Annotated in this window: 19 protein-coding genes; 10 read left to right on the top strand and 9 right to left on the bottom strand. The window is 31.0% G+C overall.

The features are described from left to right. The first annotated feature begins 25 nt into the window (after positions 1 to 25). Positions 26 to 145, top strand: coding sequence for an IS3 family transposase (locus EC396_RS18275; protein ID WP_164975226.1), 120 nt, complete (start codon positions 26 to 28; stop codon positions 143 to 145). A 69-nt stretch (positions 146 to 214) separates the two neighbouring features. On the opposite strand, the gene EC396_RS07655 is transcribed toward EC396_RS18275, so the two are convergent. Both EC396_RS07655 and guaA read right to left on the bottom strand, forming a co-directional pair. Further along, positions 215 to 1,960: a LysM peptidoglycan-binding domain-containing protein gene (locus tag EC396_RS07655; protein ID WP_129366122.1), complete on the bottom strand. Its 1,746-nt coding sequence runs from the start codon at positions 1,958 to 1,960 to the stop codon at positions 215 to 217. A 25-nt stretch (positions 1,961 to 1,985) separates the two neighbouring features. Beyond that, complete coding sequence (guaA, locus tag EC396_RS07650) at positions 1,986 to 3,518, bottom strand: glutamine-hydrolyzing GMP synthase (protein WP_129366121.1); 1,533 nt, start codon at positions 3,516 to 3,518, stop codon at positions 1,986 to 1,988. Between the two features lie 406 nt (positions 3,519 to 3,924). Between guaA and gyrB the strand changes: the two genes are divergently transcribed. Both gyrB and mdh read left to right on the top strand, forming a co-directional pair. After that, positions 3,925 to 5,865, top strand: coding sequence for a DNA topoisomerase (ATP-hydrolyzing) subunit B (gyrB, locus tag EC396_RS07645; protein ID WP_129366120.1), 1,941 nt, complete (start codon positions 3,925 to 3,927; stop codon positions 5,863 to 5,865). A 184-nt stretch (positions 5,866 to 6,049) separates the two neighbouring features. Then, entirely contained in the window at positions 6,050 to 6,970 is a 921-nt protein-coding gene (gene mdh / locus EC396_RS07640) for a malate dehydrogenase (protein WP_129366119.1), read from the top strand. A gap of 287 nt (positions 6,971 to 7,257) precedes the next feature. Here the strand turns inward: mdh and EC396_RS07635 are convergent, their stop codons facing one another. After that, positions 7,258 to 7,665, bottom strand: coding sequence for a GNAT family N-acetyltransferase (locus EC396_RS07635; protein ID WP_129366118.1), 408 nt, complete (start codon positions 7,663 to 7,665; stop codon positions 7,258 to 7,260). 36 nt (positions 7,666 to 7,701) lie between these two features. Beyond that, positions 7,702 to 9,378: a formate--tetrahydrofolate ligase gene (locus EC396_RS07630; RefSeq protein WP_129366117.1), complete on the bottom strand. Its 1,677-nt coding sequence runs from the start codon at positions 9,376 to 9,378 to the stop codon at positions 7,702 to 7,704. A gap of 170 nt (positions 9,379 to 9,548) precedes the next feature. On the opposite strand from EC396_RS07630, the gene secDF reads away from it, so the two are divergent. The 3 genes from secDF to obgE all read left to right on the top strand — a co-directional run bounded on the left by secDF (position 9,549) and on the right by obgE (position 14,880). After that, a complete protein-coding gene (secDF, locus tag EC396_RS07625) occupies positions 9,549 to 12,551 on the top strand; it encodes a protein translocase subunit SecDF (RefSeq protein ID WP_129366116.1) in 3,003 nt (1,000 codons plus the stop codon). Positions 12,552 to 12,681: 130 nt separating this feature from the next. Continuing rightward, the gene (locus EC396_RS07620; protein WP_129366115.1) at positions 12,682 to 13,800 is read left to right on the top strand and encodes an adenylate kinase; all 1,119 of its coding nucleotides are present in this window, start codon (positions 12,682 to 12,684) and stop codon (positions 13,798 to 13,800) included. Between the two features lie 81 nt (positions 13,801 to 13,881). Next, a complete protein-coding gene (obgE, locus tag EC396_RS07615) occupies positions 13,882 to 14,880 on the top strand; it encodes a GTPase ObgE (protein WP_129366114.1) in 999 nt (332 codons plus the stop codon). On the opposite strand, the gene EC396_RS07610 is transcribed toward obgE, so the two are convergent. The 4 genes from EC396_RS07610 to EC396_RS07595 all read right to left on the bottom strand — a co-directional run bounded on the left by EC396_RS07610 (position 14,877) and on the right by EC396_RS07595 (position 20,805). Beyond that, positions 14,877 to 15,344, bottom strand: coding sequence for a hypothetical protein (locus EC396_RS07610; RefSeq protein WP_129366113.1), 468 nt, complete (start codon positions 15,342 to 15,344; stop codon positions 14,877 to 14,879). The two genes, obgE and EC396_RS07610, sit on opposite strands and share 4 nt — an antisense overlap. A 190-nt stretch (positions 15,345 to 15,534) precedes the next feature. After that, positions 15,535 to 17,190 (bottom strand): Zn-dependent hydrolase, encoded by a 1,656-nt coding sequence (locus tag EC396_RS07605; RefSeq protein ID WP_129366112.1) that lies wholly within the window; start codon positions 17,188 to 17,190, stop codon positions 15,535 to 15,537. 2 nt (positions 17,191 to 17,192) lie between these two features. Beyond that, positions 17,193 to 18,794: a mechanosensitive ion channel family protein gene (locus tag EC396_RS07600; protein WP_129366111.1), complete on the bottom strand. Its 1,602-nt coding sequence runs from the start codon at positions 18,792 to 18,794 to the stop codon at positions 17,193 to 17,195. A 73-nt stretch (positions 18,795 to 18,867) separates the two neighbouring features. Next, positions 18,868 to 20,805, bottom strand: coding sequence for a YgiQ family radical SAM protein (locus EC396_RS07595; RefSeq protein WP_370276440.1), 1,938 nt, complete (start codon positions 20,803 to 20,805; stop codon positions 18,868 to 18,870). Between the two features lie 151 nt (positions 20,806 to 20,956). On the opposite strand from EC396_RS07595, the gene EC396_RS07590 reads away from it, so the two are divergent. The 4 genes from EC396_RS07590 to EC396_RS07575 all read left to right on the top strand — a co-directional run bounded on the left by EC396_RS07590 (position 20,957) and on the right by EC396_RS07575 (position 23,589). Then, complete coding sequence (locus EC396_RS07590; RefSeq protein WP_129366110.1) at positions 20,957 to 21,427, top strand: hypothetical protein; 471 nt, start codon at positions 20,957 to 20,959, stop codon at positions 21,425 to 21,427. Between the two features lie 111 nt (positions 21,428 to 21,538). Further along, on the top strand, positions 21,539 to 22,387 hold the full coding sequence (locus tag EC396_RS07585; RefSeq protein ID WP_129366109.1) for a helix-turn-helix domain-containing protein: 849 nt from the start codon (positions 21,539 to 21,541) through the stop codon (positions 22,385 to 22,387). Between the two features lie 112 nt (positions 22,388 to 22,499). Next, a complete protein-coding gene (gene trxA / locus EC396_RS07580) occupies positions 22,500 to 22,829 on the top strand; it encodes a thioredoxin (protein ID WP_129366108.1) in 330 nt (109 codons plus the stop codon). Positions 22,830 to 23,028: 199 nt separating this feature from the next. Then, positions 23,029 to 23,589, top strand: a complete 561-nt coding sequence (locus EC396_RS07575; RefSeq protein WP_129366107.1) for a carboxymuconolactone decarboxylase family protein — start codon at positions 23,029 to 23,031, stop codon at positions 23,587 to 23,589. A 116-nt stretch (positions 23,590 to 23,705) separates the two neighbouring features. Here the strand turns inward: EC396_RS07575 and EC396_RS07570 are convergent. Continuing rightward, positions 23,706 to 24,172, bottom strand: a 467-nt coding sequence (locus tag EC396_RS07570; RefSeq protein WP_205757928.1) for a transposase, incomplete at its 5' end; no start/stop codon positions are given.

Here is a 24,172-nt window from a genome sequence, read left to right as displayed (position 1 = left end):
TTGTTTATTAAATATAATAAGGCAGGTGAAGATTACTTTACCTGCTTTTTTTATATCATCAAATTATTACAATAATGACAGAATCAAGTCAAATTTAAACAAAATGAGCCCGATACAATATCGAGCTCATTATTATCAAAATTAATTATAAATTTGTCCAAACATTTGGGTTCAGTCTACATTTTCGTTTTTTATATTATAATTTTGTTAGGCATTAAGGCATAATAATAGGCACTAAATTTTCTGTATATCTAATAATATACAATCCGTTATTGTCAAAACTTCCAAAATCATTTTTTGAATACTGAAAAATTCCAGAAACTCTAGTAGACCAACCAGCATTTAAACCTTTATCTAAATTACCATTATTACTTGCGTAACGCACTAACATATCATAAGTTACATCAAAACCACGCAAGGCATATTTTGATGGATATGCTTTGTTTTTAACATAAAATGCATTGTAAAAGTAATTGATTTCTTCATTTTCAGTATCAATAAACTCTGAAGTTGGGTAAGTGAAATTCAATTTTCCTAAAAATACATTTTCAATATTATCAAAATTTTTCCCTTTATTTAAAGCATACAAATCTATCTCAACGTCTTCAGAAAAACCTTTTAAACCATTAATTGTAGCTGATGTTGTAACATTATCATCGCTTACAATAATAACCCAGTTTTTATTTGTTTTACTTATTTTTAAACTGAATACAGAACGATTGATATAACCATTTTGAGGTTTAATTACCGAAACATTGTGGACATTTTTAAACCCGTTTATTTTATTTACAATTTGCCAAAGTTGCGATTGTGTTTCAGCTTTACCATCATTAACAACAACCACATTTTCACCAGCGTAATTTTCTTCTAAATAGGCCAATAATTTTTGTTGATTTAGGTCAGATTTAGGAGCTGTTTTTATTAAATTTTGCTGATTTACATCGTCTTGTTTTTTAGAATAAAGAGGTGCTATAACAGGTTGTTTAATATGTTTAGAAATCCAATGTGCATTGTCAAAAAATAGTGGACCAATTACAAAATCAACATTGCTAAAATTTTGATTTTTAGCCAATAGTGATTGCAATTTTTGATCAGAATTCTCAGAATCAAAATAAGTAACTTTTACATTTAAACCTTTTGATTTTAAAGAGTCTATTGCCAATTGCGCACCCATATGAAAATCAGTCGCAATTTTTAATAAATTATTTTTTGCAAAATTTTGATCTAATATTGAATCATTTAATTTATTTAATTGATAAGGTAAAATAATTGCAACGTTAATCTCTTTATTTAAATTGATATTTTCTTCAAAAGAAGCTTTATTAACGTGACTACTTACAGCTTTAAAATGTTCAACTATTGGCTCATTTGAAGTTTCTTTGACAGCTGTTGGTTTCATTTTTAAAACCATACCTAATTTTAAACCTTCTTTCAATTTAGGATTTAAAGCATATAAATCAGCTTCAGAAACACCAAATCTTTTGGTTAAATTATAAACTGTATCATCTTTCACAACGGTATGAGTCACATAATTTTGAGCAACTTCTTCTACAGAAGCTTTAACAACAGGTATCACTAGCTCCATCCCAATTTTTAGTCCATTAACTAATGTTGGATTGGCATTTTGCAATTGATCTATTGAAACTCCAAACTTTTTAGAAATTCCGTACAAAGTTTCTTTAGGCTGAACAATATACTTTTTAGGCTCATTTACAACCGTTGTACTTATTACTTTTCCAAAGTTTTTGTTTGGTACAATTATAATGGTTCCCAATACAGGTTTTCGACTAACACCCGGATTTAATTTAGATAAATCTTTGGTAGACATATTATAATCGCTGGCAATACTTTTTAGTGTTTCATTTTTCTTTACTTCATAAGAAATATATTTTTTATCCTGCGCATAAACAATGGCAGTTATCAAAAACAAAAATGTGATTAAAAGCTGTATTTTTCTCATTATAATTTAACTTTAAAAAAGTGGTTTATTCCCACTCAATAGTTGCTGGTGGTTTAGAACTAATATCGTACACTACTCTATTAACTCCTTTTACACCATTTATAATTTTGTTCGATGTTTTTTGCAAAAACTCGTAAGGCAAATTCACCCAATCTGCCGTCATTCCGTCAGTAGATTCAACTGCACGTAACACAACCGCTTTTTCATAAGTTCTTTCATCACCCATAACTCCTACCGAGTTAACTGGTAACAACATAGCACCTGCCTGCCAAACACCATCATACAATCCGTCTTCTTTTAAACCTTGAATAAAAATATGGTCAACTTCTTGTAACATTCTTACTTTTTCAGCAGTGATATCTCCTAAAATACGAATTCCCAATCCTGGTCCTGGAAACGGATGACGACCTAATAATTCTTCATCAATACCCATAGAACGACCAACTCTTCTTACTTCATCTTTAAATAAAGTATTTAATGGCTCTACTATTTTTAACTTCATAAAATCTGGCAATCCACCTACATTATGATGTGATTTTATTGTTGCTGAAGGACCTCCAGTTGCTGAAACAGATTCTATAACATCTGGATAAATAGTACCTTGAGCTAACCAAGAAACATCTTGAATTTCGTGCGCTTCATCATCAAAAACTTCAATAAACACACGACCAATAATTTTACGTTTTCCTTCAGGATCAGATTCTCCTGCCAATTCTTTCAAAAAACGTGCCGAAGCATCAACACCTTTTACGTTTAAGCCCATGTGTTTGTATTGATCTAACACATTTTCAAACTCATTTTTACGTAACAAACCATTGTTTACAAAAATACAATATAGGTTTTTACCAATTGCTTTGCTAATTAAAGTAGCTGCTACTGTAGAATCTACACCACCAGATAAACCAAGAACAACTTTATCGTCTCCTAATTTTTCTTTTAGCTCGGCTACTGTAGTTTCAACAAATGAATCTGGAGTCCAAGTCTGAGCTACACCTGCTATGTTAACTAAAAAATTCTTTAAAATAGTTAAACCATCTTTTGAGTGGTAAACCTCTGGGTGAAATTGAATTCCGTAAGTACTTTCATCTTTAATTTTAAAAGCTGCATTTTTAACATCGTGCGTGCTTCCTATCAATTCAAAAGATTCTGGCAAATCCATAATGGTATCACTATGACTCATCCAAACTTGGCTACCTTCAGAAACACCTTCAAAAAACAATTCGTTTTCTTTAATAAATGAAAGATTTGCTCTTCCGTATTCACGTGTATTTGAAGCACCCACTTCACCTCCAAAATTATGAGCCATATATTGCGCTCCATAACAAACACCTAACAGAGGTAATTTGCCTTTTATTTGAGATAAATCGGGATGTGGCGCATCTTCAGCTCTCACTGAAAACGGACTTCCTGATAGGATGACGGCTTTGTAGTCTTCAACCTTAAAATTTTTACTATTGTATGGGAAAATTTCACAAAAAATGTTCAATTCTCTAACTCTTCGAGCAATCAACTGCGTGTATTGCGAACCGAAATCTAATATAAGTACCTGATGTTGCATCCGCAAAAATAATATTATTATAAATAGTACAAATACTTTATTACATTTTTTCTCAACAAATAATATTTAATAATTTTAAATAGCATCCTTTTTGATTATTTTGCTTAAAAAATATGACGATTTAAGCATAAAAAAGCCTTGAAAACAAACATCAAACCTATTTTACTCCCTCAAAATAAAAGCTATAAAACAACTTTGATACAAATACATTTTTTAAAATATAAAATCAGAACAGAAATACCTTTTTAACGCATTTTAAGCACTTTTAAGCGACTTTTACATAATTTACATTTTGTTAATAACTTAAACCAAACACTTTTAAAAAGCAATTTTTAAACTTAAATGAATGATTATATTTGTATGTTACTGAAATTAAAAACTAAAACACCTATTTAATATTTTAAATATGAGCGAAGAAATAAATAAAAATAATTACTCAGCCGATAGTATTCAGGCTTTAGAAGGAATGGAGCATGTACGTATGCGTCCATCAATGTATATTGGAGATGTTGGTATTAGAGGTTTACACCATTTGGTTTATGAAGTTGTTGACAACTCTATTGATGAGGCTATGGCTGGTCATTGTGACACCATCAACGTTATTATAAACAAAGACAATTCAGTTTCTGTAAAAGACAATGGTCGTGGTATTCCTGTAGGGATGCACAAAAAAGAAGGCGTTTCAGCATTGGAGGTTGTAATGACTAAAATTGGTGCTGGTGGTAAATTTGACAAAGACTCATACAAAGTTTCAGGTGGTTTACACGGGGTTGGTGTATCATGTGTTAATGCTTTATCTGTACATTTAAAAGCAACTGTTTTTACAGGTACTCAAATTTGGGAACAAGAATACGAGCGTGGAAAACCTATGTATCCTGCAAAACCAATTGGAGAAACTACTGACAAAGGTACCTTAGTTACTTTTACACCTGATGATACCATATTTACACAAACTGTAGAGTACAATTACGAAACCCTTGCCACAAGAATGCGTGAGTTGTCATTTTTGAACAAAGGACTAACTATTACCTTACAAGACAAGCGTGTTACAGATGAAGAAGGAAATAATCCTACTGAAACTTTTTATAGTGATGAAGGCTTACCTGAGTTTGTAAAATATTTAGATGCAACCCGCGAACCTTTAATTGCAAATGTAATTTCTATTGAAGGTGAAAAAAATGGGGTTCCTGTTGAAGTAGCTATGGTTTACAACACTTCGTATAATGAAAACTTACATTCTTATGTAAACAACATTAATACACACGAAGGTGGAACCCACTTAGCTGGTTTTAGACGTGGATTAACAGCAACACTTAAAAAGTACGCTGATGATTCTGGAATGTTAAAAAACCTAAAATTTGAAATTGCTGGAGATGATTTCCGTGAAGGATTGACAGCTATTATTTCGGTAAAAGTTGCAGAACCTCAATTTGAAGGGCAAACAAAAACAAAATTAGGTAACAGAGATGTTACTGCAGCTGTAAGTCAAGCCGTATCTGAAATGTTACAAGATTATTTGGAAGAAAATCCAAATGATGCCAGAGCTATTGTTCAAAAAGTAATTTTAGCAGCAACTGCACGTCACGCTGCACGTAAAGCACGTGAAATGGTGCAACGCAAAACAGTGATGAGCATTGGTGGTTTACCTGGTAAATTAAGCGACTGTTCTGAAACAGACCCAGAAAAATGTGAAATTTTCTTAGTTGAGGGAGATTCGGCAGGTGGAACAGCAAAACAAGGAAGAGACAGAGCTTTTCAGGCTATTTTACCTTTAAGAGGTAAAATTTTAAATGTTGAAAAAGCAATGCAACACAAAGTTTTTGAAAATGAAGAGATTAAAAATATGTACACCGCTTTAGGTGTTTCTATAGGTACAGAAGAAGACCCAAGAGCTTTAAATTTAGCAAAATTACGTTACAGTAAAATTGTAATTATGTGTGATGCCGATGTTGATGGTAGCCACATTGCTACTTTAATTTTAACATTCTTCTTTAGATATATGAAAGAATTGATTGAAAATGGAAACATTTTTATCGCCACACCTCCTTTATATTTAGTTAAAAAAGGTCAGAAAAAAGAATATGCTTGGAATGATGATCAACGCGATTTAATTGCCTTAAATATGGGTGGTGGTGTAACTATACAACGTTACAAAGGTCTTGGAGAGATGAACGCAGTTCAACTTTGGGACACTACAATGAATCCAGAATTTAGAACTTTGCGTCAGGTTACTATTGATAATTTAACTGAAGCAGACAGGGTGTTTTCTATGCTAATGGGAGACGAAGTTCCGCCGAGGAGAGCTTTTATTGAAAAGAATGCTAAATATGCAAAAATTGACGCATAAGCCATTTTTTATACAAATATTTAAAAAGTCATCTGAAAAGATGGCTTTTTTTATGATTTTAACAAAACAGAACAATAAATATTACTAATAACGATTTCGTAAATTACCAAGAAGGTTCACATTCATTAATTAAAAAAATTAGTACCTTTAGAGCTTAAAATTTAAATATAAAATTCATAAAAATATGAAAGTAACAGTAGTAGGTGCTGGTGCTGTAGGTGCAAGTTGCGCTGAGTACATAGCAATTAAAAACTTCGCTTCAGAAGTAACATTGATAGACATAAAAGAAGGTTTTGCTGAAGGAAAAGCAATGGATCTAATGCAAACAGCATCATTAAATGGATTTGACACTCAAATTACTGGTGTAACAAATGATTATTCAAAAACTGCAGGTAGTGATGTTGCAGTAATTACAAGTGGTATTCCAAGAAAACCAGGAATGACTCGTGAAGAATTGATTGGAATTAACGCAGGTATAGTAAAATCAGTTGTTGCTAGTTTAGTTGAACATTCGCCAAATGTAATTGTAATTGTAGTAAGTAACCCAATGGATACCATGGCTTATTTAGCTCATAAATCATCTGGATTGCCAAAAAATAGAATTATAGGAATGGGTGGAGCTTTAGATAGCGCACGTTTTAAATTCCGTTTAGCTGAAGCTTTAGGTTGCCCACAATCTGATGTTGACGGAATGGTTATAGCTGCACACAGTGACACTGGTATGATTCCATTAACTCGTTTGGCAACAAGAAACAGCGTTCCTGTTTCTGAATTTTTATCGGAAGAAAAATTAGCAGAAGTTGCTGAAGCTACTAAAGTTGGTGGTGCTACTTTAACTAAATTATTAGGAACTAGTGCTTGGTATGCACCTGGAGCTGCAGTATCTGCAATGGTACAAGCAATTGCTTGTGATACTAAAAAAATGTTCCCTTGTTCAGTTTTATTAGAAGGTGAATATGGTTTATCCGATATTTCTTTTGGTGTTCCTTGTATTATTGGAAAAAATGGTATTGAAAAAATTGTTGAAATTGAATTAACCGCTGCTGAAAAAGAGCAATTCAATGCAAATGCAGAAGCTGTTAAAGCTGTAAACAATTTATTGTAATAAGTACAATTTATTATATTAAAAAGCTCCTCAAAATTATTTTGAGGAGCTTTTTTTGTAGCTGTTTTTTTGTTGTTGCCCCTAAAACCTGATACTTATACTTAATACTTGATTCAACTATATTTAATTAATTTAAGGCTTCAACACCATATCTTTTTAGCACTAAAAATGCGTTAGGGATTGCAGCGGCATCCTTTTTTACAATGCAACGTAGTGGAATTGTAAAAAAGATATAGCGAAAAGCCCGACCGACAGGGAACGCCCAAAATATGAACGTTGGTATACATTTATTTTAAATGGTTTTTGTCTTTTAGCAAAAAACAAGCATTGTGATTTTTCATACCAATGTGCGGATAATAATCTACAGCTTTTGGAGCCGCCAACAATATAAGCGTTGCATTTGGAGTTTGATTTTTTGTAAATCTGATTAACTCTTTTCCAATACCTTGCTTTTGATATTGATTATCTACAGCCAAATCAGAAAGGTAGGTACAATAAACAAAATCTGTAATTGACCTTGCTATACCAACCAATTTAATGCCATCTCTAGCTGTAATAATGAGATTGGCATTTTTAACCATTTCTTTAATTCTTTCAAAATCATCAATTGGTCTTCTTTCTCCAAGAGTAGATTTTACAAGTAATTGTTTAAACTCACTTGCTGAAATATTATTTTCGACTTGATATGCAATCATTTTTTTATAAATTGAAGGTAAACTTAAAATAAATACTTAAGACAAACCTGCAACAACACCATTTTCATCGATAGTCATTCCTTCAGAAGCTGGATTGTTTGGCAAACCAGGCATACGCATCATTTGCCCTAAAATAGGGATAATAAATCGTGCTCCTGCAGCAATTTCAATTTCTCTAACAGTAACCACAAAACCTTCAGGTCTACCTCTTAAATATTCGTTATCTGAAAAAGATTTTTGCGTTTTAGCCATACAAATTGCAAAATCGTTAAAGCCCAAACTTTCTATACGCTTTAAATTTAATTTTGCTTTTTTATCGAAATCTACACTGTCTGCTCCATAAATTTCTTTTGCAATAATTTCAATTTTTTGTTTAACAGGCATATTCCAATCGTACAAAGGTTTAAAAGTAGATTGATTAGACTCTACAATATTAACCACTGCATTTGCCAATGCTATGGTGCCTTCACCACCTTTTGCCCAATTTTCGGACACAACTGCTTTTACGCCAATTGATTTACACTTATTTATAATAAAATTAGTTTCCTCTATAGTATCACTATCAAACGTATTTATAGCAACAACAGGCTCTATATTAAATTTTCTAATATTTTCAATATGTTTTTCTAAATTGCTAAAACCAATTGCAACATTGGCAACATTAGGAATGTTTATTTCTTCGTTATTAGCACCTCCATGATGACGTAAAGCCCTAATTGTAGCAACCAAAACAACACATTTTGGATTTAAACCAGCAGCAACACATTTGATATTTAAAAATTTCTCGGCACCCAAATCTGCACCAAAACCAGCTTCAGTAACCACATAATTAGAAAGTGACAAGCCCATTTTAGTTGCAATTATGGTATTGGTACCTTGCGCTATATTTGCAAATGGACCACCATGTATAATTGCTGGATTTTCTTCTAAGGTTTGTACCAAGTTAGGTTGAATAGCATGTTTTAATAAAATAGCCATGGCATTTTCAGCCTTTAAATCTCTTGCAAAAACAGGTTTTTTATCAAATGTAAAACCCACTAAAATATCGCCTAATCTACTTTTTAAATCTTCAAAATCTGTTGCCATACACAAAATAGCCATAACCTCAGATGCAGGTGTAATATTAAAACCATCTTCACGCGGTATTCCGTTTGATGTACCTCCTAAACCAATGGTGATTTTTCTAAGAGATCTATCATTCATATCAATTACACGTTTCCAAAGAATGGTTCTTGGGTCTAACCCAATATTACAACACTGACTTTGTAAATTATTATCTATTAAAGCAGCCAATAAATTATTTGCTTTTTCAACAGCATTAAAATCACCTGTAAAATGAAGATTGATATCTTCCATAGGAACTACTTGAGAGTAACCACCACCTGCAGCACCACCTTTAATACCAAATACAGGACCTAAAGACGGTTCTCTTAAAACAACCGTAGCTTGTTTACCTATTTTATTTAATCCTTCTGTTAAGCCAATAGAAACAGTGGTTTTACCTTCTCCTGCAGGAGTTGGTGTTATTGCAGTAACCAAAATAAGGTTGTTTTTTTTTATTTTTTCCTCGTCAATTAAATCAAGTGGTAGCTTGGCTTTGTACTTACCAAACATTTCCAAATCATCCTCATCAATACCTAATTTTTCAGCAATATGCTTTATATGTACCAATTTTTTATGTTGAGCAATTTCTATGTCCGATAAATAATTCATTCTTGATAAAATTTAGGGGCTAAATATACAAAATTCAAAATATGGAACCCCCTAATTTTAGATAACCACATATAAAAAATAAATAAAGAAAAAAAGAATTGTCAGTTCCTATTTGAAATTATATATTTGCACGTTTATTACAAAAGAATTTTATATTAAAATAATTTAACATGCAGAATAAAGGATTAATAAAATTATTCGCTATTTTATTTGGATTAGTAAGTGTCTATCAATTATCATTCACCTTTTTTACAAAAAATGTAGAAAATAAAGCAAATGAATATGCTATAGCTAGAGCTGAAGAAAGTAAAGAAATAGCAAATTTAGAAAGAGTTTATTTAGACTCTGTTGCAAACAAACCTGTTATTGATTTAGGATTTGCACAATTTAGTTACAGTGATATTAAAGACAAAGAGTTAAATTTAGGATTAGACCTTAAAGGAGGTATCAATGCTATTTTACAAGTATCTGTAAAAGATATCTTAGTTGGTTTATCAAACGACTCTAAAAATCCTATATTTAATGAAGCATTGGCAAAAGCTAGTGAGGCTCAAAAAAATAGTGATAAAAACTTTTTAGACTTGTTTTTTAACGAATTTAAAAAGTTAAGTAACGGTACTGTAAAATTAAGTGATCCTAGTATTTTTGGAAACAAATCTTTAAGAGAAAAGATTAATTTTAAACTTTCTGATGAAGAAGTTAAACCAATTATTGAAGAAGAAATTTCAGGATCTATTAACACTGCTTTTGAAGTATTACGTAGTCGTATCGATAAATTTGGTGTAACACAACCAAACATTCAACGTATTGGAAACTCTGGTCGTATTTTAATTGAATTACCAGGTGCTAAAGATATTGACCGTGTTAAAAACTTATTGCAAAGTACTGCAGAATTACAATTTTGGGAAGTTTATTCAAACCAAGAAACTGCAACTTTCTTTTATCAGGCAAATGGTGTTGTAGAAAATATATTAGCATTAGAAAACAATGCTTCTGAAACTGATTCAACAGCTGTAAAAGATGAATTAAACGATTTGTTAGGTGAAGTATCTGATTCTTTAGCAGTAAAACAAACCAATAATTTATTTACTGTTTTATCTCCAAGTATTCCTCAAGATCAAAACCAAATTTCATCAGTTGTTGCAACTGCAAAAGTTTCAGATACAGCTAAAGTTAATAAATATTTAGCTTTAAAAGAAGTTAGAGCATTGCTTTCATCTGAAATGAAATACACTAAATTTTTATGGGATGCAAAGCCATTTACTGCAAAATTAACTGCTACTAATGAAGATACTCAATTAGTTCAATTATATGCTATAAAATCTAATAGAGAAGATGTAGCACCTATTGAAGGTGATGTAATTGATGATGCAAGTCAAGAATACGGACAAACAGGAAAACCTGAAGTTAGTATGACTATGAATGCTACAGGTTCTAAACAATGGGGTAAAATGACCACTGAAAATGTTGGTAAATTTGTAGCTGTTGTTTTAGATGATTATGTTTATACTGCACCTTCTGTTAACACTGCAATTACAACTGGTAGAACTTCAATTTCTGGTGGAAGTATGACTGTTGTTGAAGCTCAAGATATAGCAAACGTTTTAAAAGCTGGTAAATTACCTGCTGCTGCACATATTATTCAGTCTGAAGTTGTTGGACCATCATTAGGTCAACAAGCTATTGATAGCAGTATGTACTCGTTTGTCTTGGCATTGTTAATTGTATTTATTTGGATGATTTTTTACTATGGAAAAGCAGGTGTTATGGCCGATATTGCTTTACTAGTAAACTTATTATTTATTTTCGGAATTTTAACCGCATTTGGGGCTGTACTTACACTTCCTGGTATTGCAGGTATTATCCTTACAATAGGTATGGCGGTTGATGCCAACGTAATTATTTACGAAAGAATTAAAGAAGAACTAAATAATGGTAAAGGATTAAAAGCAGCTATTGAATATGGATTTAGTTACGACGGTGCATTTTCTGCTATTTTAGATGCCAACGTTACTTCATTATTAACAGGTGTTATTTTATATGTATTTGGAACAGGACCTGTAAAAGGATTTGCTTATACATTTATTGTAGGTATTATTACTTCTTTATTCACAGCTATTTTTATCACTCGTTTATTGGTTGATGCTTATGCTGCTAAAGGAAAAAAATTCACTTTCAATACAGATATTACAAAAAATTGGTTTACAAAAATCAATGTCGATTTCTTGAAATTTAGAAAAATCGCTTATGTAATTTCTGCAACATTTATCACAATTTCTATTGTTTCATTATTTACAAACGGATTAAATTACGGTGTTGATTTTGTTGGAGGTAGATCTTATGTTGTTAAGTTTGATCAAACAATGAAAGCGACAGATGTTGCTGCTGAATTGAAAAATGTTTTTGGAGACGCTCCTGAAGTAAAAACTTATGGTGAAGCTAGTCAGTTAAAAATAACGACTAAATACAAAATTGAAGAAGAAGGAAATCATATTGATGATGAAGTTCAAGAATTACTTTATAACGGATTGAAACAATACAACCCTTCAACTTTAACATTTGAAGAATTTAAACCTGGTTACGATGGTGCTAAAACTGTTGGTATCATGCAATCTATTAAAGTTGAACCAACCATTGCTGATGATATTAAATCTGCAGCAGGATGGGCAATTTTAGGATCGTTAATTGTAATTTTCTTATATATCTTATTACGATTCAGAAAATGGCAATACAGTTTAGGTGCTATTGTTGCATTATTCCATGATGTATTAATTGTATTTGGTGTATTCTCATTGTTCTATAAAATTTTACCTTTTGATATGGAAATCGGACAATCATTTATTGCCGCCATATTAACAGTACTTGGATATTCTATAAACGATACGGTAATTGTATTTGATAGAATCCGTGAATTTTCAAAAACACATAGTTCTTGGCCATTTGCAAAAGTGATCAATACTGGTTTAAATAGTACAATGGGTAGAACTATTAACACATCACTTACTACATTATTGGTGTTAATTGCAATTTTCTTATTTGGAGGTGATTCAATTAAAGGATTTATGTTTGCATTAATTGTAGGTATTGGTGTTGGAACTTACTCATCTTGGTTTATTGCTTCTCCTGTTCTTTTTGATACAGTTAAAGAAAAATCCGATAAAAAGAAAAAATAACTATTTTTAAAAGTTATATTACAAAACCGTTTTGAGTTTCAAAACGGTTTTTGTATTTCAAATTAAGAAATAAATTAAAAATTAAATCAATTTTAGTTATTGATTAGTAAATTTGCAACAAAATAACAGTATGAGTATTATTAAATTACACGACAAATATTTCAAATCATATATTTCGGCACAAAAAATTGACGAAACCATAAAAAATTTGGTAAATCAAATTTCAGAAGATTTAAAAGACGAAGATACACCGCTATTTATAGGTATATTAAATGGATCTTTTATGTTTGTAGCCGATTTTGTAAAAAAATACCACGCAAATTGTGAAGTTTCATTTGTTAAATTAGCATCTTATGAAGGTACAAACTCAACAGGAGCAATTAAACAACTTGTAGGTATTAATGAAAATCTTGAAGGACGAACTGTTGTAATTTTAGAAGATATTATTGATACTGGTAATACACTTCAAGAAATTTATAAAATTTTTGAAAACAAAAACCTAAAGCAACTTAAAATTGCAACCTTATTTTTTAAACCCGATGTATTTAAAAAAGAACTTCCTATAGATTATATAGGACTTTCTATTCCAGATAAATTTATTGTCGGATACGGCTTGGATTACGATGGAATAGGAAGAAATTTAGAAAGCATTTATCAACTTACAAAAGAACAAAATATGAAAAACATTGTATTGTTTGGCCCTCCAGGTGCTGGAAAAGGAACACAAGCAGATGTATTAAAAGAAAAGTACAACTTAAAACACATCTCTACAGGTGATGTTTTTAGATACAACATTAAAAATGAAACTGAACTAGGTTTATTAGCAAAATCGTACATGGATAATGGCGATTTAGTACCTGATGAAGTGACTATTGATATGTTAAAAGCTGAAGTTGAAAAAAATCCTGATGCTAAAGGATTTATTTTTGACGGTTTTCCTAGAACAGAATCTCAAGCAAAAGCTTTGGATGCCTTTTTAGAAGAAAAAGGTGAAGGTATAAATGGTATGGTTGCTTTAGAAGTTCCTGAAGATTTATTGGTTGAACGTTTATTAGGTCGTGGAAAAGTGAGCGGACGTGCTGATGACCAAGACGAAAGTAAAATACGTAATCGTTTTAATGAATACAATACTAAAACTGCTATTTTAAAAGATTATTACCAAGCTCAAAACAAATATTTTGCTGTAAATGGGGTTGGATCAATTTCAGAAATTACTGAAAATCTTTGTCAGGTATTTGACAAACTTTAATAGTTTCTAAATTTTTAAAGAGCTAAGTCTCTATTATAATTATATTACATGATTTGTGCTTAACACGAATTAAAAACTAAAATGACTGAAGGAAATTTTGTAGACTATGTAAAGATTTACGCAAACTCTGGTAAAGGAGGACGTGGATCTATGCATTTACATCGTGAAAAATACATTGATAAAGGTGGTCCAGATGGTGGTGATGGAGGACGTGGAGGTCACGTTATTGTTCGCGGAAATAAAAATATGTGGACATTGTATCCTTTGAAATTTAAAAAGCATTTTAGAGCCGAACATGGTGGTGATGGTAGTAAACAACGCAGTACCGGTAAGGATGGTGAAGATGTTTATATTGATGTGCCTTTAGGGACTATTATTAGAGACGGTGAAACCCAAGAAATTCTTTTTGAAATTACTACTGAAAACACTGAACAAATTTTGTTAGAAGGTGGTATGGGTGGTCGTGGAAACTGGCATTTTAAAACATCTACAAACCAAACACCTAGATATGCACAACCTGGTGTTGATGCACAAGATGGGTGGTTTCAATTAGAGTTAAAAGTACTGGCCGATGTAGGTTTGGTTGGATTTCCAAATGCAGGTAAATCAACCTTACTTTCGGTATTAACTTCAGCAAAACCAAAAATTGCCGATTATGCTTTTACAACTTTAAAACCAAATTTAGGTATTGTAGAATATCGTGATTATCAAACTTTTGTAATTGCTGATATTCCTGGAATTATTGAAGGTGCTGCTGAAGGTAAAGGTTTAGGACATCGTTTTTTAAGACATATCGAAAGAAATTCTACCTTATTGTTTTTAATCCCGGCGGATTCTGAAGACATTAAAAATGAATACAATATTTTATTAAATGAATTAAAACTTCACAATCCTGAATTGTTGGATAAAAATAGGTTATTAGCCATTTCAAAATCTGATATGTTAGATGATGAATTAAAAGCTGAAATTAAAAAAGAGCTTCCAAATGGTATAGAAACTACTTTTATATCATCAGTAGCAAACCAAGGTCTTACAGAATTGAAAGACATGCTTTGGAAAATGTTAAATCAGGATGCTTAATTTATTAAAATAATTGGTAAAGTAAACTCTGTTGCAACCGGCATATTTCGTTTAATTGCCGGTTGTAATTTGGGTAAATTTTGCAAACTTACCTTTAAAATACTATCAAACTCTGGCAATAACTGTTTTGTTTTTTGAGATATCTCAATTGCAGATAAGCTAGTTTTGCCTTGTGCGTCCACAATTAATTTTACAAATACGGTATCATTTACAACTTCTGTTGCGTTTAAAGAATATTCCTTTAATGATGCGTAAATATGTTGTACCATCTCAATTTGAAAACAATTTTGCTGTTTTTCACGAGAAGGAAATTCATCACAATTTGGGAACAACGGAAAAGCATCTATCGAATTAAAATCAACGATAGTGTCTACTTGTTGCACTTGCTTGGTTCTATCTTCTAAAAATGAGCAAGACAAGATTATTTGTGAACAAATAAAAAGAATGAAAAATTGTTTAATCATATTTATTTTCAATAAGTTAAAAATACAATAAAATGTGTTATCCAACAATTTCATTAATAATAATCTTATTTAATTTGTTAAATCAATTTCTCTATTAACTTTTAATTACAAATATTGCTAAAATATTGTAATTATAAAGATCCTAAACAACGTTTTACCGTCAATTAGGATCTTTGTTTATTTTTGTATATTAAAGTCCTAAAACACCAATTCCTTGTTCAAAAATAACATCAACAGGAATATTGGCTTTGCTTAGTTTATCTAAATCTGCTTGTAAATTGGTAGTAATAACACCCTTTTCTTCCACCAACTTTGCAACACCATTATAATCTCCATTACCTTGTAGTGTTAAAATTATATTTGAAAGATCTTTCATAGCGCTTTCCATTTTGTCGTAATTTACTTTATAAGTACCATCATCATTTTTAGTAAAAGCACCTTTTTCTTTAAAGAAATTAAAACGAATCATATTTGCTTTTCCGTGAGCACTTGATGCACCAAAACGAACCGAACGAAAAATACCCGCCATAAAAGTGGTCATATAATCGCGCATATCGCCATCAATTTCTCCTTTTTTATGCAACTGTTGTACCATATACAATCCTAAAATATCAGCTTTACCTTCTTCCAAAGCAGATGCCAATTCTTTTAACGAGTTTCTTACTGTTCCATTATTGTTAATGGTATTTTTTATACCCAATCCGTGAGCAACTTCGTGAAACATTGTATTGGCAAAAAAAGCATCAAATTTTACAAACTTTCGTTGCGTACTATCAATTAAAATATCAGAAATTGGCAACATTATTTTATCGAATTTTGCTTTCATTGCATTTTTTAACTGTAACCTTCTAGTTCCTTTTTGCAACTGAACTTCTTCATCATTTGGTAAATTAATAGCAATTGTTTTACTTCCTGCGTTACAATCACCCGCATAGTAAACTACATCGTATGCATTTAAATCAGAATCCGTTCCCGGAACTTCTGTTTTGTAAGCTGCGTCTACAGGCAATCCTTCTTGTAATTCAGGTAAAAAACTGGCAAAATGGGCTAATTTCTGACTCCAAACTTGGTCTTTAATTAAAACATAAGCTTCGTGTGAAGCTTTGTTACCATACAATTGATCTTCGTAAGTTTCTATAGGACCAATAACAATATCCAACGTATTGGTTTTCATATCCATCCAGGCAAAATCACTGGCTTGGTATTGATCGTTTAAAAAGGCTGCAGCTCTCAATTGCAGGTAATTTTTTAAACCTTCATCTTCAGCTAAATTTGCAGCTTCAAGCAGTAAATTTGAAACTTGTTTAACTTGTTTTGAAAACTGAACGTGATAAGGAATTGTTTTTAAACTTCCATCGTCATTTCTTCTTATAAATGTATACAAACTAGCTTTTTCTGAGCTTTCAAAACCCTCAAACTCATCTTTAGTAATATTAGAAGGGTAATAATTTGCACCTTTTGGCTTATCTCCTATTCCTTCAACAAAAGGCGTATTGTTGTTTAATCTGTCCCAAGGACCATAATTTATTTCAACAAATTGCTTGGTTTCCTCATCAGAAATTTTTGCCATTAATTCTTCTTTATTGCCATAAGCTTCATACCAAAACAATTCATTCATTTTGTTAGCAGCTTCAATTAAAATTGGCAACATCTTTTTTTCATTTTCTGATAAAACATTAACAACTGCTGTTAATTTAAATGTAACGTATTTATTGAGATTTTTTTTCATATCATTTTGACTTTCAACACTCGATTCTTGTTTAATAGGTTTTCGGGCTTCATTGTTACGTTCTTTACAAGAAATTAAGACCGTTAAAAACAATGAAACTAGTATTGCGTTTTTCATGATTAACTTGGTTTATTTATATCGTCAATTATTTGTTTTATTCTTTTATCATCTACATTGTATTGCACCGCTGCATTTTTCTTTTCAGGAAATTGTTCAATCATAACCGTTGTTGAAGGGAATGCAAATTCAACACCCATAACAGCTGCTAATTTTAAAATAGCCATATGTAATTTATGTTTTGAAGCTTGCTCAGTATTCCAATCTAAATTATGAAAATACACATTTAATAAAATTAATAAAGAAGAATCTCCAAATCCAATAAACTCAACATTAAAAGCATCGTCTCTTGTACCAGGATCTAATTCTATTACTTTACGTACACCAACTACAAAAGCCTCAATTAAATCGGGTGGCGTATCGTAACGTATGCCTAAATTTGTTGTATAACGTCTGTAAGCTCTTAAACCTTTATTATTTACCACCATTTCAGCCAAAGCGCTGTTTGGAATTTGAAAAATTGAAGTATCAGCTGCTCTTACTCTTGTTGAACGAAATCCAACTTTTTCGACAGTTCCCATAACAGTACCTGCTTCAATCCAATCTCCAATATGAAAAGGTTTATCTAAAAAAATCATTACGGTTCCTATCAAGTTTTTAACCGTGTCTTGTGATGCCAAAGCAACAGCCAAACCTCCAATAGAAGCCCCCGCAACAACAGTTACAGGATCTACGCCTAAAATAGTTAACAGTTTTAAAAACCCAATAAACACAACCAAACCTGATAAAAAATTATTTAAAACAGGAATTAATTGATCGTCTAATTTACTTTCGGTAGATTCAGCATAAATTGAATAAATATTCATCACAACTTTTACCAATTTTAGGAAAACGTAAATCCAAAAAACGGTTTGCATAATGTTGATTGCTAAAAACAAAATATTGTTTACATCTAAAGGTAAAAACAACGATGGAAGTACAACTTTAACAAATCCCATTAATATTAAAAACACAACAGGTCTTGCCAATTTTTTTAAGGCAATATTTAAAAGATCGTTTTTATAATGTACAATCCAATATTGAACTTTACGCAATAAAAAGTAAACCAGCCTTTGCAATACATAAAATAACAAAGCACAACAAATAAGCAACAATGCAAATCCTAAGTACTTCCAAATTTCAATATTAAAAACAGATTTATGACCAACATCAGGAATCATTTGCAATAATTTTTCTGTATACCACGGAAAAACGTCTGCCCAAATTTCATTTATTTGATTGGTTGTTTCAGGTGAAAAGTACCAATTACTTCCTATTTTTTCAACATAAATAGTTGGCAATTGTAAAGGAAATAATACAAATCTATGTTTATCTAAAATTCTTGTTGAATCTGTATAAACTGAATCTGCAGGAATTTTATTAAAATCAATTTTCAACCCTTTACCTTCAAAAATTTGCTTTAATTTTAAGGCAATTTCAACGGCTTCTTCCCCCTCGTAACCATAAATTGTAGCAGCTGCTTTTGTTGGTTCATAAGAATCTTGCTGTAAAAAATACCAATGTGTTAAAACAGTTGAATTTGGGTTGTTTAAATTTACCTTAATTTTATCTTGTGCATTTAAAGATGCTGTAAATAAGATAAAAAATAGAATTAATTTCTTCATTTTTTATTTTGGAATTTTGAAATATCAAATTTAAGATTTTAATTTTTCACCATAAATAATAGGGCGTAAATTATTATCTTTTTTTCTTGTTGTTGAATTTTTTCTTTTTTCTTGAAGAAAATGTAACAGTTTCGTCAAACGTATCTTTAGGTTTTTCTCCTTTGTTTTTACGCCACGAATTATTTGTTGGAAGCAGTTTTTGAAGCAAGTCACTTCTACCAACATTGGTTAAAGTATTTTTAATCCACTGTTGATTTTCTTTCTTGTACCAAAAGAAAAAACGATGCTGATCATCTTTTTCCTTTTTAGTTTTTGGCGTTCTGGTAGGTTTTAAAGTATACGGATGGTAACCACTATAATAAATTACCGTAGCAACTGTCATTGGTGTTGGTGTAAAACCTTGTACCTGCTCTAACTGAAAGCCCATATCTTTGGTTTCGGCTGCTAAATTGGCCATATCTTCAACTTCACAAGCTGGGTGATTTGAAATAAAATACGGAATTAATTGAAGATTTAATTTTTTACGATTGTTTATTTTATCAAAACGTTCTTTAAACTGGTGAAAATATTTAAAAGAAGGTTTACGCATTAACTTCAAAACATTGTCTGAAGTATGCTCTGGTGCTACTTTTAAACGACCTGACACATGATTGGTCATTACTTCTTCAGTATAAGCGTCCAATTCTTTTGGATCGGCTTTTACATTAAATTCTGGCACCAACATATCATGGCGAATACCACTTCCAATAAACGATTTTTTTATTTTAGGATGCCTATCAACAGCTTTATAAAGCTCTGTTAATGGTTTGTGTGAAGTGTCTAAATTATGGCAAATAACTGGAGAAATACACGAAGGCGACACACATCTGTCACATATTTCCTGTACTTTACCTTTCATTTTGTACATATTTGCCGATGGTCCTCCAATATCAGATAAGTAACCTTTAAAATCTTCCATATTTGCCACCTTATCTACTTCTTTTAAAATAGATTCTTGACTACGACTGGCTATAAATTTACCTTGATGTGCTGAAATGGTACAAAAACTACAACCGCCAAAACAACCTCGGTGAATGTTTATAGAAAATTTAATCATTTCAAACGCAGGAATTGGTCCTCGCTTGTTATATTTTGGATGTGGTAAACGTGTAAAAGGCAAATCAAAAGAGGCGTCAATCTCAGCTTCTGTCATTGTTTCATAAGGCGGATTAATAACCAAAGTGGTATCTCCTACATCTTGTAAAATACGATCTGCAAACAATTTATTTGACTCTTGTTCAATTACTTTGAAGTTAGATGCAAATAATTTTTTATCTTTTAAACAAACCTCATGCGAATTGATAACAACATCTTTCCAATTTTTATTTTTCGGAATTTCAGTACCTTTTTTCAATAAAAAACCTGTTTGTTTTACAGTGGTTAAACTTGAAAATGGCACCCCTTTTTGTAATAAACTTACAATTTCTCTTAAGGGTTGCTCTCCCATTCCATAAACCAATAAATCGGCTTTAGCATCTTTTAAAATGGTTGGTTTTAAAGTATCACTCCAATAATCATAATGTGTAACCCTTCTTAATGAAGCTTCAATTCCACCTATTAAAACAGGAACATCTGGAAATTTTTCTTTTAAAATATTGGTATAAACCGTTGTTGCATAATCTGGTCTAAAACCCTTATCACCATTTGGTGTATATGCATCAGTATCTCTTTTTCTTTTACTGGCAGTATAATTACTTACCATTGGATCCATACAACCACCTGTAACTGCAAAAAACATTTTTGGAGTTCCAAGTTTTGTAAAATCCTGTAAATTATCGTTCACACTTGGCTGAGGCACAATAGCGACTCTTAAACCGTAACTTTCTAAAATACGTCCAACCACAGCATGTCCAAAAGCTGGATGGTCTACATAGGCATCTCCGCTAAAAAGAATTACATCTAATTCTTCCCAACCTCTAAGCTTTACCTCTTTATTTGTAGTAGGTAACCAATCTGAAAGTTTATGCATCATAATTGTGCAAAAATACACTATTTATAACAATTCTATATAATTTATAAAAAACTTCACTTTGTTAATGAATGTTAACGTGTGTTAACGCTTTAAACCTTTGTAAAACCTGATAGTCAAAGAGGTATAATATAAATTTTTAAATACACACATTATGAAAAAAATAATTGGAATTTTTGTAATCGCATTACTTACATCAATAGCTGTTAATGCACAACAAGGTCAAGGAAAAGGTCAAAAAGGAATGAATCTTACTCCTGAACAAAAAGCGACTTTAAAAGCAAAGCAAATGACTTTAGCATTGGATTTAAATACAAAACAGCAAACCGAAGTTTACAATTTAATGAAAAATAGCGCTACTGAACAACAAAGTGTAATGGCTTCTATGAAGCAAAAAAGACAAGATGGTGTTACCATTTCTGACGATGAAAAATATGAAATGCAAAAACAACGTTTAGACAAAAAAATTGAACATAAAACAGCAATGAAAAATATATTGACAAAAGATCAATATGAAAAATGGGAAAAAATGATGCAACATCAAAGAAAGTCTGGTAAAAAAAATATGGCTAAAAATAACCAAAAGGGTGTAAAAGGTGGCAAACAAAAAAACAACAAAGTATAAATTAGTTTTAGTTAGTTTAATTTAAGTTTGAAAAGAACCCTGCAAATGCAGGGTTCTTTTTTTTGTAATACTTCTAATATTTTTCGACTAAAAATAAAAATTTTATACAAAATGGCAATTCAAAATACTTCAACATACTCATTTAAAAACATTTTTTCACTTAACAAAATTTCATTTGAAAATGCTTGCGTTGTAAATAAAAACGAGCAAGTAGATAACTATAGTATTTTTTGGATTAAGGAAGGTAAAGGAAATTATAATATTGATTTTAAAAGTTATTCATTTGATGGAAGTGTTTTATTTTTTCTTTCGCCTGGGCAGCTATTTTCTGTTGATTCAGAAAAAATAAAAGAAGCATATAAGCTTACTTTTAAAAGAGATTTTTATTGCATTGAAACGCACGATAAAGAAATTGCTTGTAACGGTGTATTATTTAACAATATATATGAAACTCCTTTTGTTAAAACTTCCAAATCAGACGAACAAAAGTTAGAATTTATTTTAACGAGTTTAATTGAAGAGTTTAACAATAAAGATACTGCACAATATGATATGCTTCAAGCGTATTTAAAACAATTCATCATACATTCAGTAAGAATAAAAAAAGAGATTGAACCAATTAAAGATGATATTGAATCTGCCCTATTTAAAGATTTTAGCCTTTTGGTAGCGCAAAATTTCAGAAAACTACATTCCGTAACCGATTATGCGAATAGATTAGGATTGTCTCCTAAATCTTTAGCTAAACATTTTCAAAAAATTAATGCCGAAAAACCAAGTGATTTTATAAAAAACAGAATTATTCTTGATGCTAAACGTCAATTAATTTACACTAATGAATCTGTAAAACAAATTGCTTTTAATTTAGGTTTTGAGGACCCGGCATATTTTAGTCGGTTTTTTACAAAAGCGGTTAAAAAATCACCACTACAATTTAAGGCTGACCATATTAATAGCTAATTAAGCTAAAAAAACTTCCTAAAAAACAAAAGTCCAACTAGTAAGAACTTTTGTCCATTTCTTAGCCTTTATATCTATCGCATATTTGTAATGAATTTAAAAACAAATAATTATGGATATTCAAATAAATCAAAATCAATACAAAAAAGTAATAACAGATAACAAATTAGTATTACTAGATTTTTACGCAGATTGGTGTGGACCGTGTAAAACCTTGAGTCCAACAATTCAGAAATTAGCTGAAGAATATGCTGATAAAGTAGCTATAAAAAAAGTAAATATAGATAACAATAAGGATTTGGCTGCTGCTTTTCAAGTTAGAAGTATTCCAACGCTTATTTACATTTCAGAAGGTAAAACTGTAGGAAGATCAACAGGAGCTGCTCCTGAAAATGAGTTAAAAAATCAATTAAATAAATTAATTGAATCTTCAAAAAACTAATTATCAAACTATAAGGAACTTTTGTCTATGTATTGACATTGCTAACAATCGCAACTTTGTAGTGTAATTTAAAATTAAAAAAACGTGAAAACAAATCAAAAAACAAATTGTCCAAATTGCTGGGGTTTTCAAGAATATGAAGAAAACCAACAAATAAACATAACCGAAAATAAACAATAACATTTAAAAACAAAAAGATATGAGTACTAGAATTGAAACATTAAATCCTGAAACAACAACAGGCGAATCAAAAGAATTATTTAACGGAGTTCAAAAAAAATTAGGTTTTATTCCTAATTTAATAAAAGTGTTTGGAAACTCACCCGCTACTTTAAAATCGTACCTACAGTTAGGCGAATTAACTGCTAGCGGAAACTTTAGCAATAAGTTTAGAGAGCAACTTGCACTTGCGATAGCAGAAGAAAATAATTGTAATTATTGCTTATCGGCACATACTACAATTGGAAAAATGAATGGTTTAAGTGATGAGCAAACAGAACAAAGCCGACAAGGAATAGCTACTGATGTAAAAATTGAAGTTGGATTAAAACTTGCGCAATCTATCACAAAAAATCGAGGAAAAATAACTTCTGAAGAAATTGAAGCAGCTAAATTAGCGGGGTATACTGATGAAGATATTCTTGAAATAGTATTAAATGTGGTATCAAATACATTAACAAATTATGTAAACCATATTGCAGAAACTGAAATTGATTTTCCTAAAGTTGAAGCAGGAAAATTTACAGTATTAACCCAATAAAAAAGCTGATTTTTAAAAGAAGCCGTCTCAAAATTAAATTGGGGCGGTTTTTTTTATTTTTAATTTCTACCGATAATTTTAGGAGGTTTTAATTTTTGGCAAGAAGTTGCCATTTATTAGGCACATTTCTTTCTTATATTATGCGCTAATGCGTGTAATCCGAACTCTAACTCAGCTTTTTCTATTCCTTTATGGGTAAATCGTTTAAAATTTCGATTGGATTTTATGTGTGCAAAAACAGGTTCTACATCAGCGGTACGCTGTTTGCGTTTTATTTCACCTATTTCGCTAAGCAAATTCCTTCTTGCTTTTTCCTTGTATGCCTCTAGTTTGTGATTCCGCTCTACAATTCTATTTCCTTTTGCCTTAAAACAAGCGCCTCGCAATTGACAAACTTGACAGTTTTGTGCGCTATATATACTAGTAGTTTGTGCATAACCTGATTTGGTCTTTCTCTTTCGCTCACCTATTTTTTTCATAGTTTGACCCATTGGACAGATATAGTGGTCTTGCTCTTGGTTGTAATATAGTTTATCTCTGTTGAAGTCCTCGTTTTTCTTTTTTCGCTTTGACTTTAAAATAC

It is taken from the genome of Lutibacter sp. HS1-25 (assembly GCF_004121075.1).
Lineage (GTDB): Bacteria > Bacteroidota > Bacteroidia > Flavobacteriales > Flavobacteriaceae > Lutibacter.
This window is presented reverse-complemented; position numbering and strand designations above follow the sequence as displayed.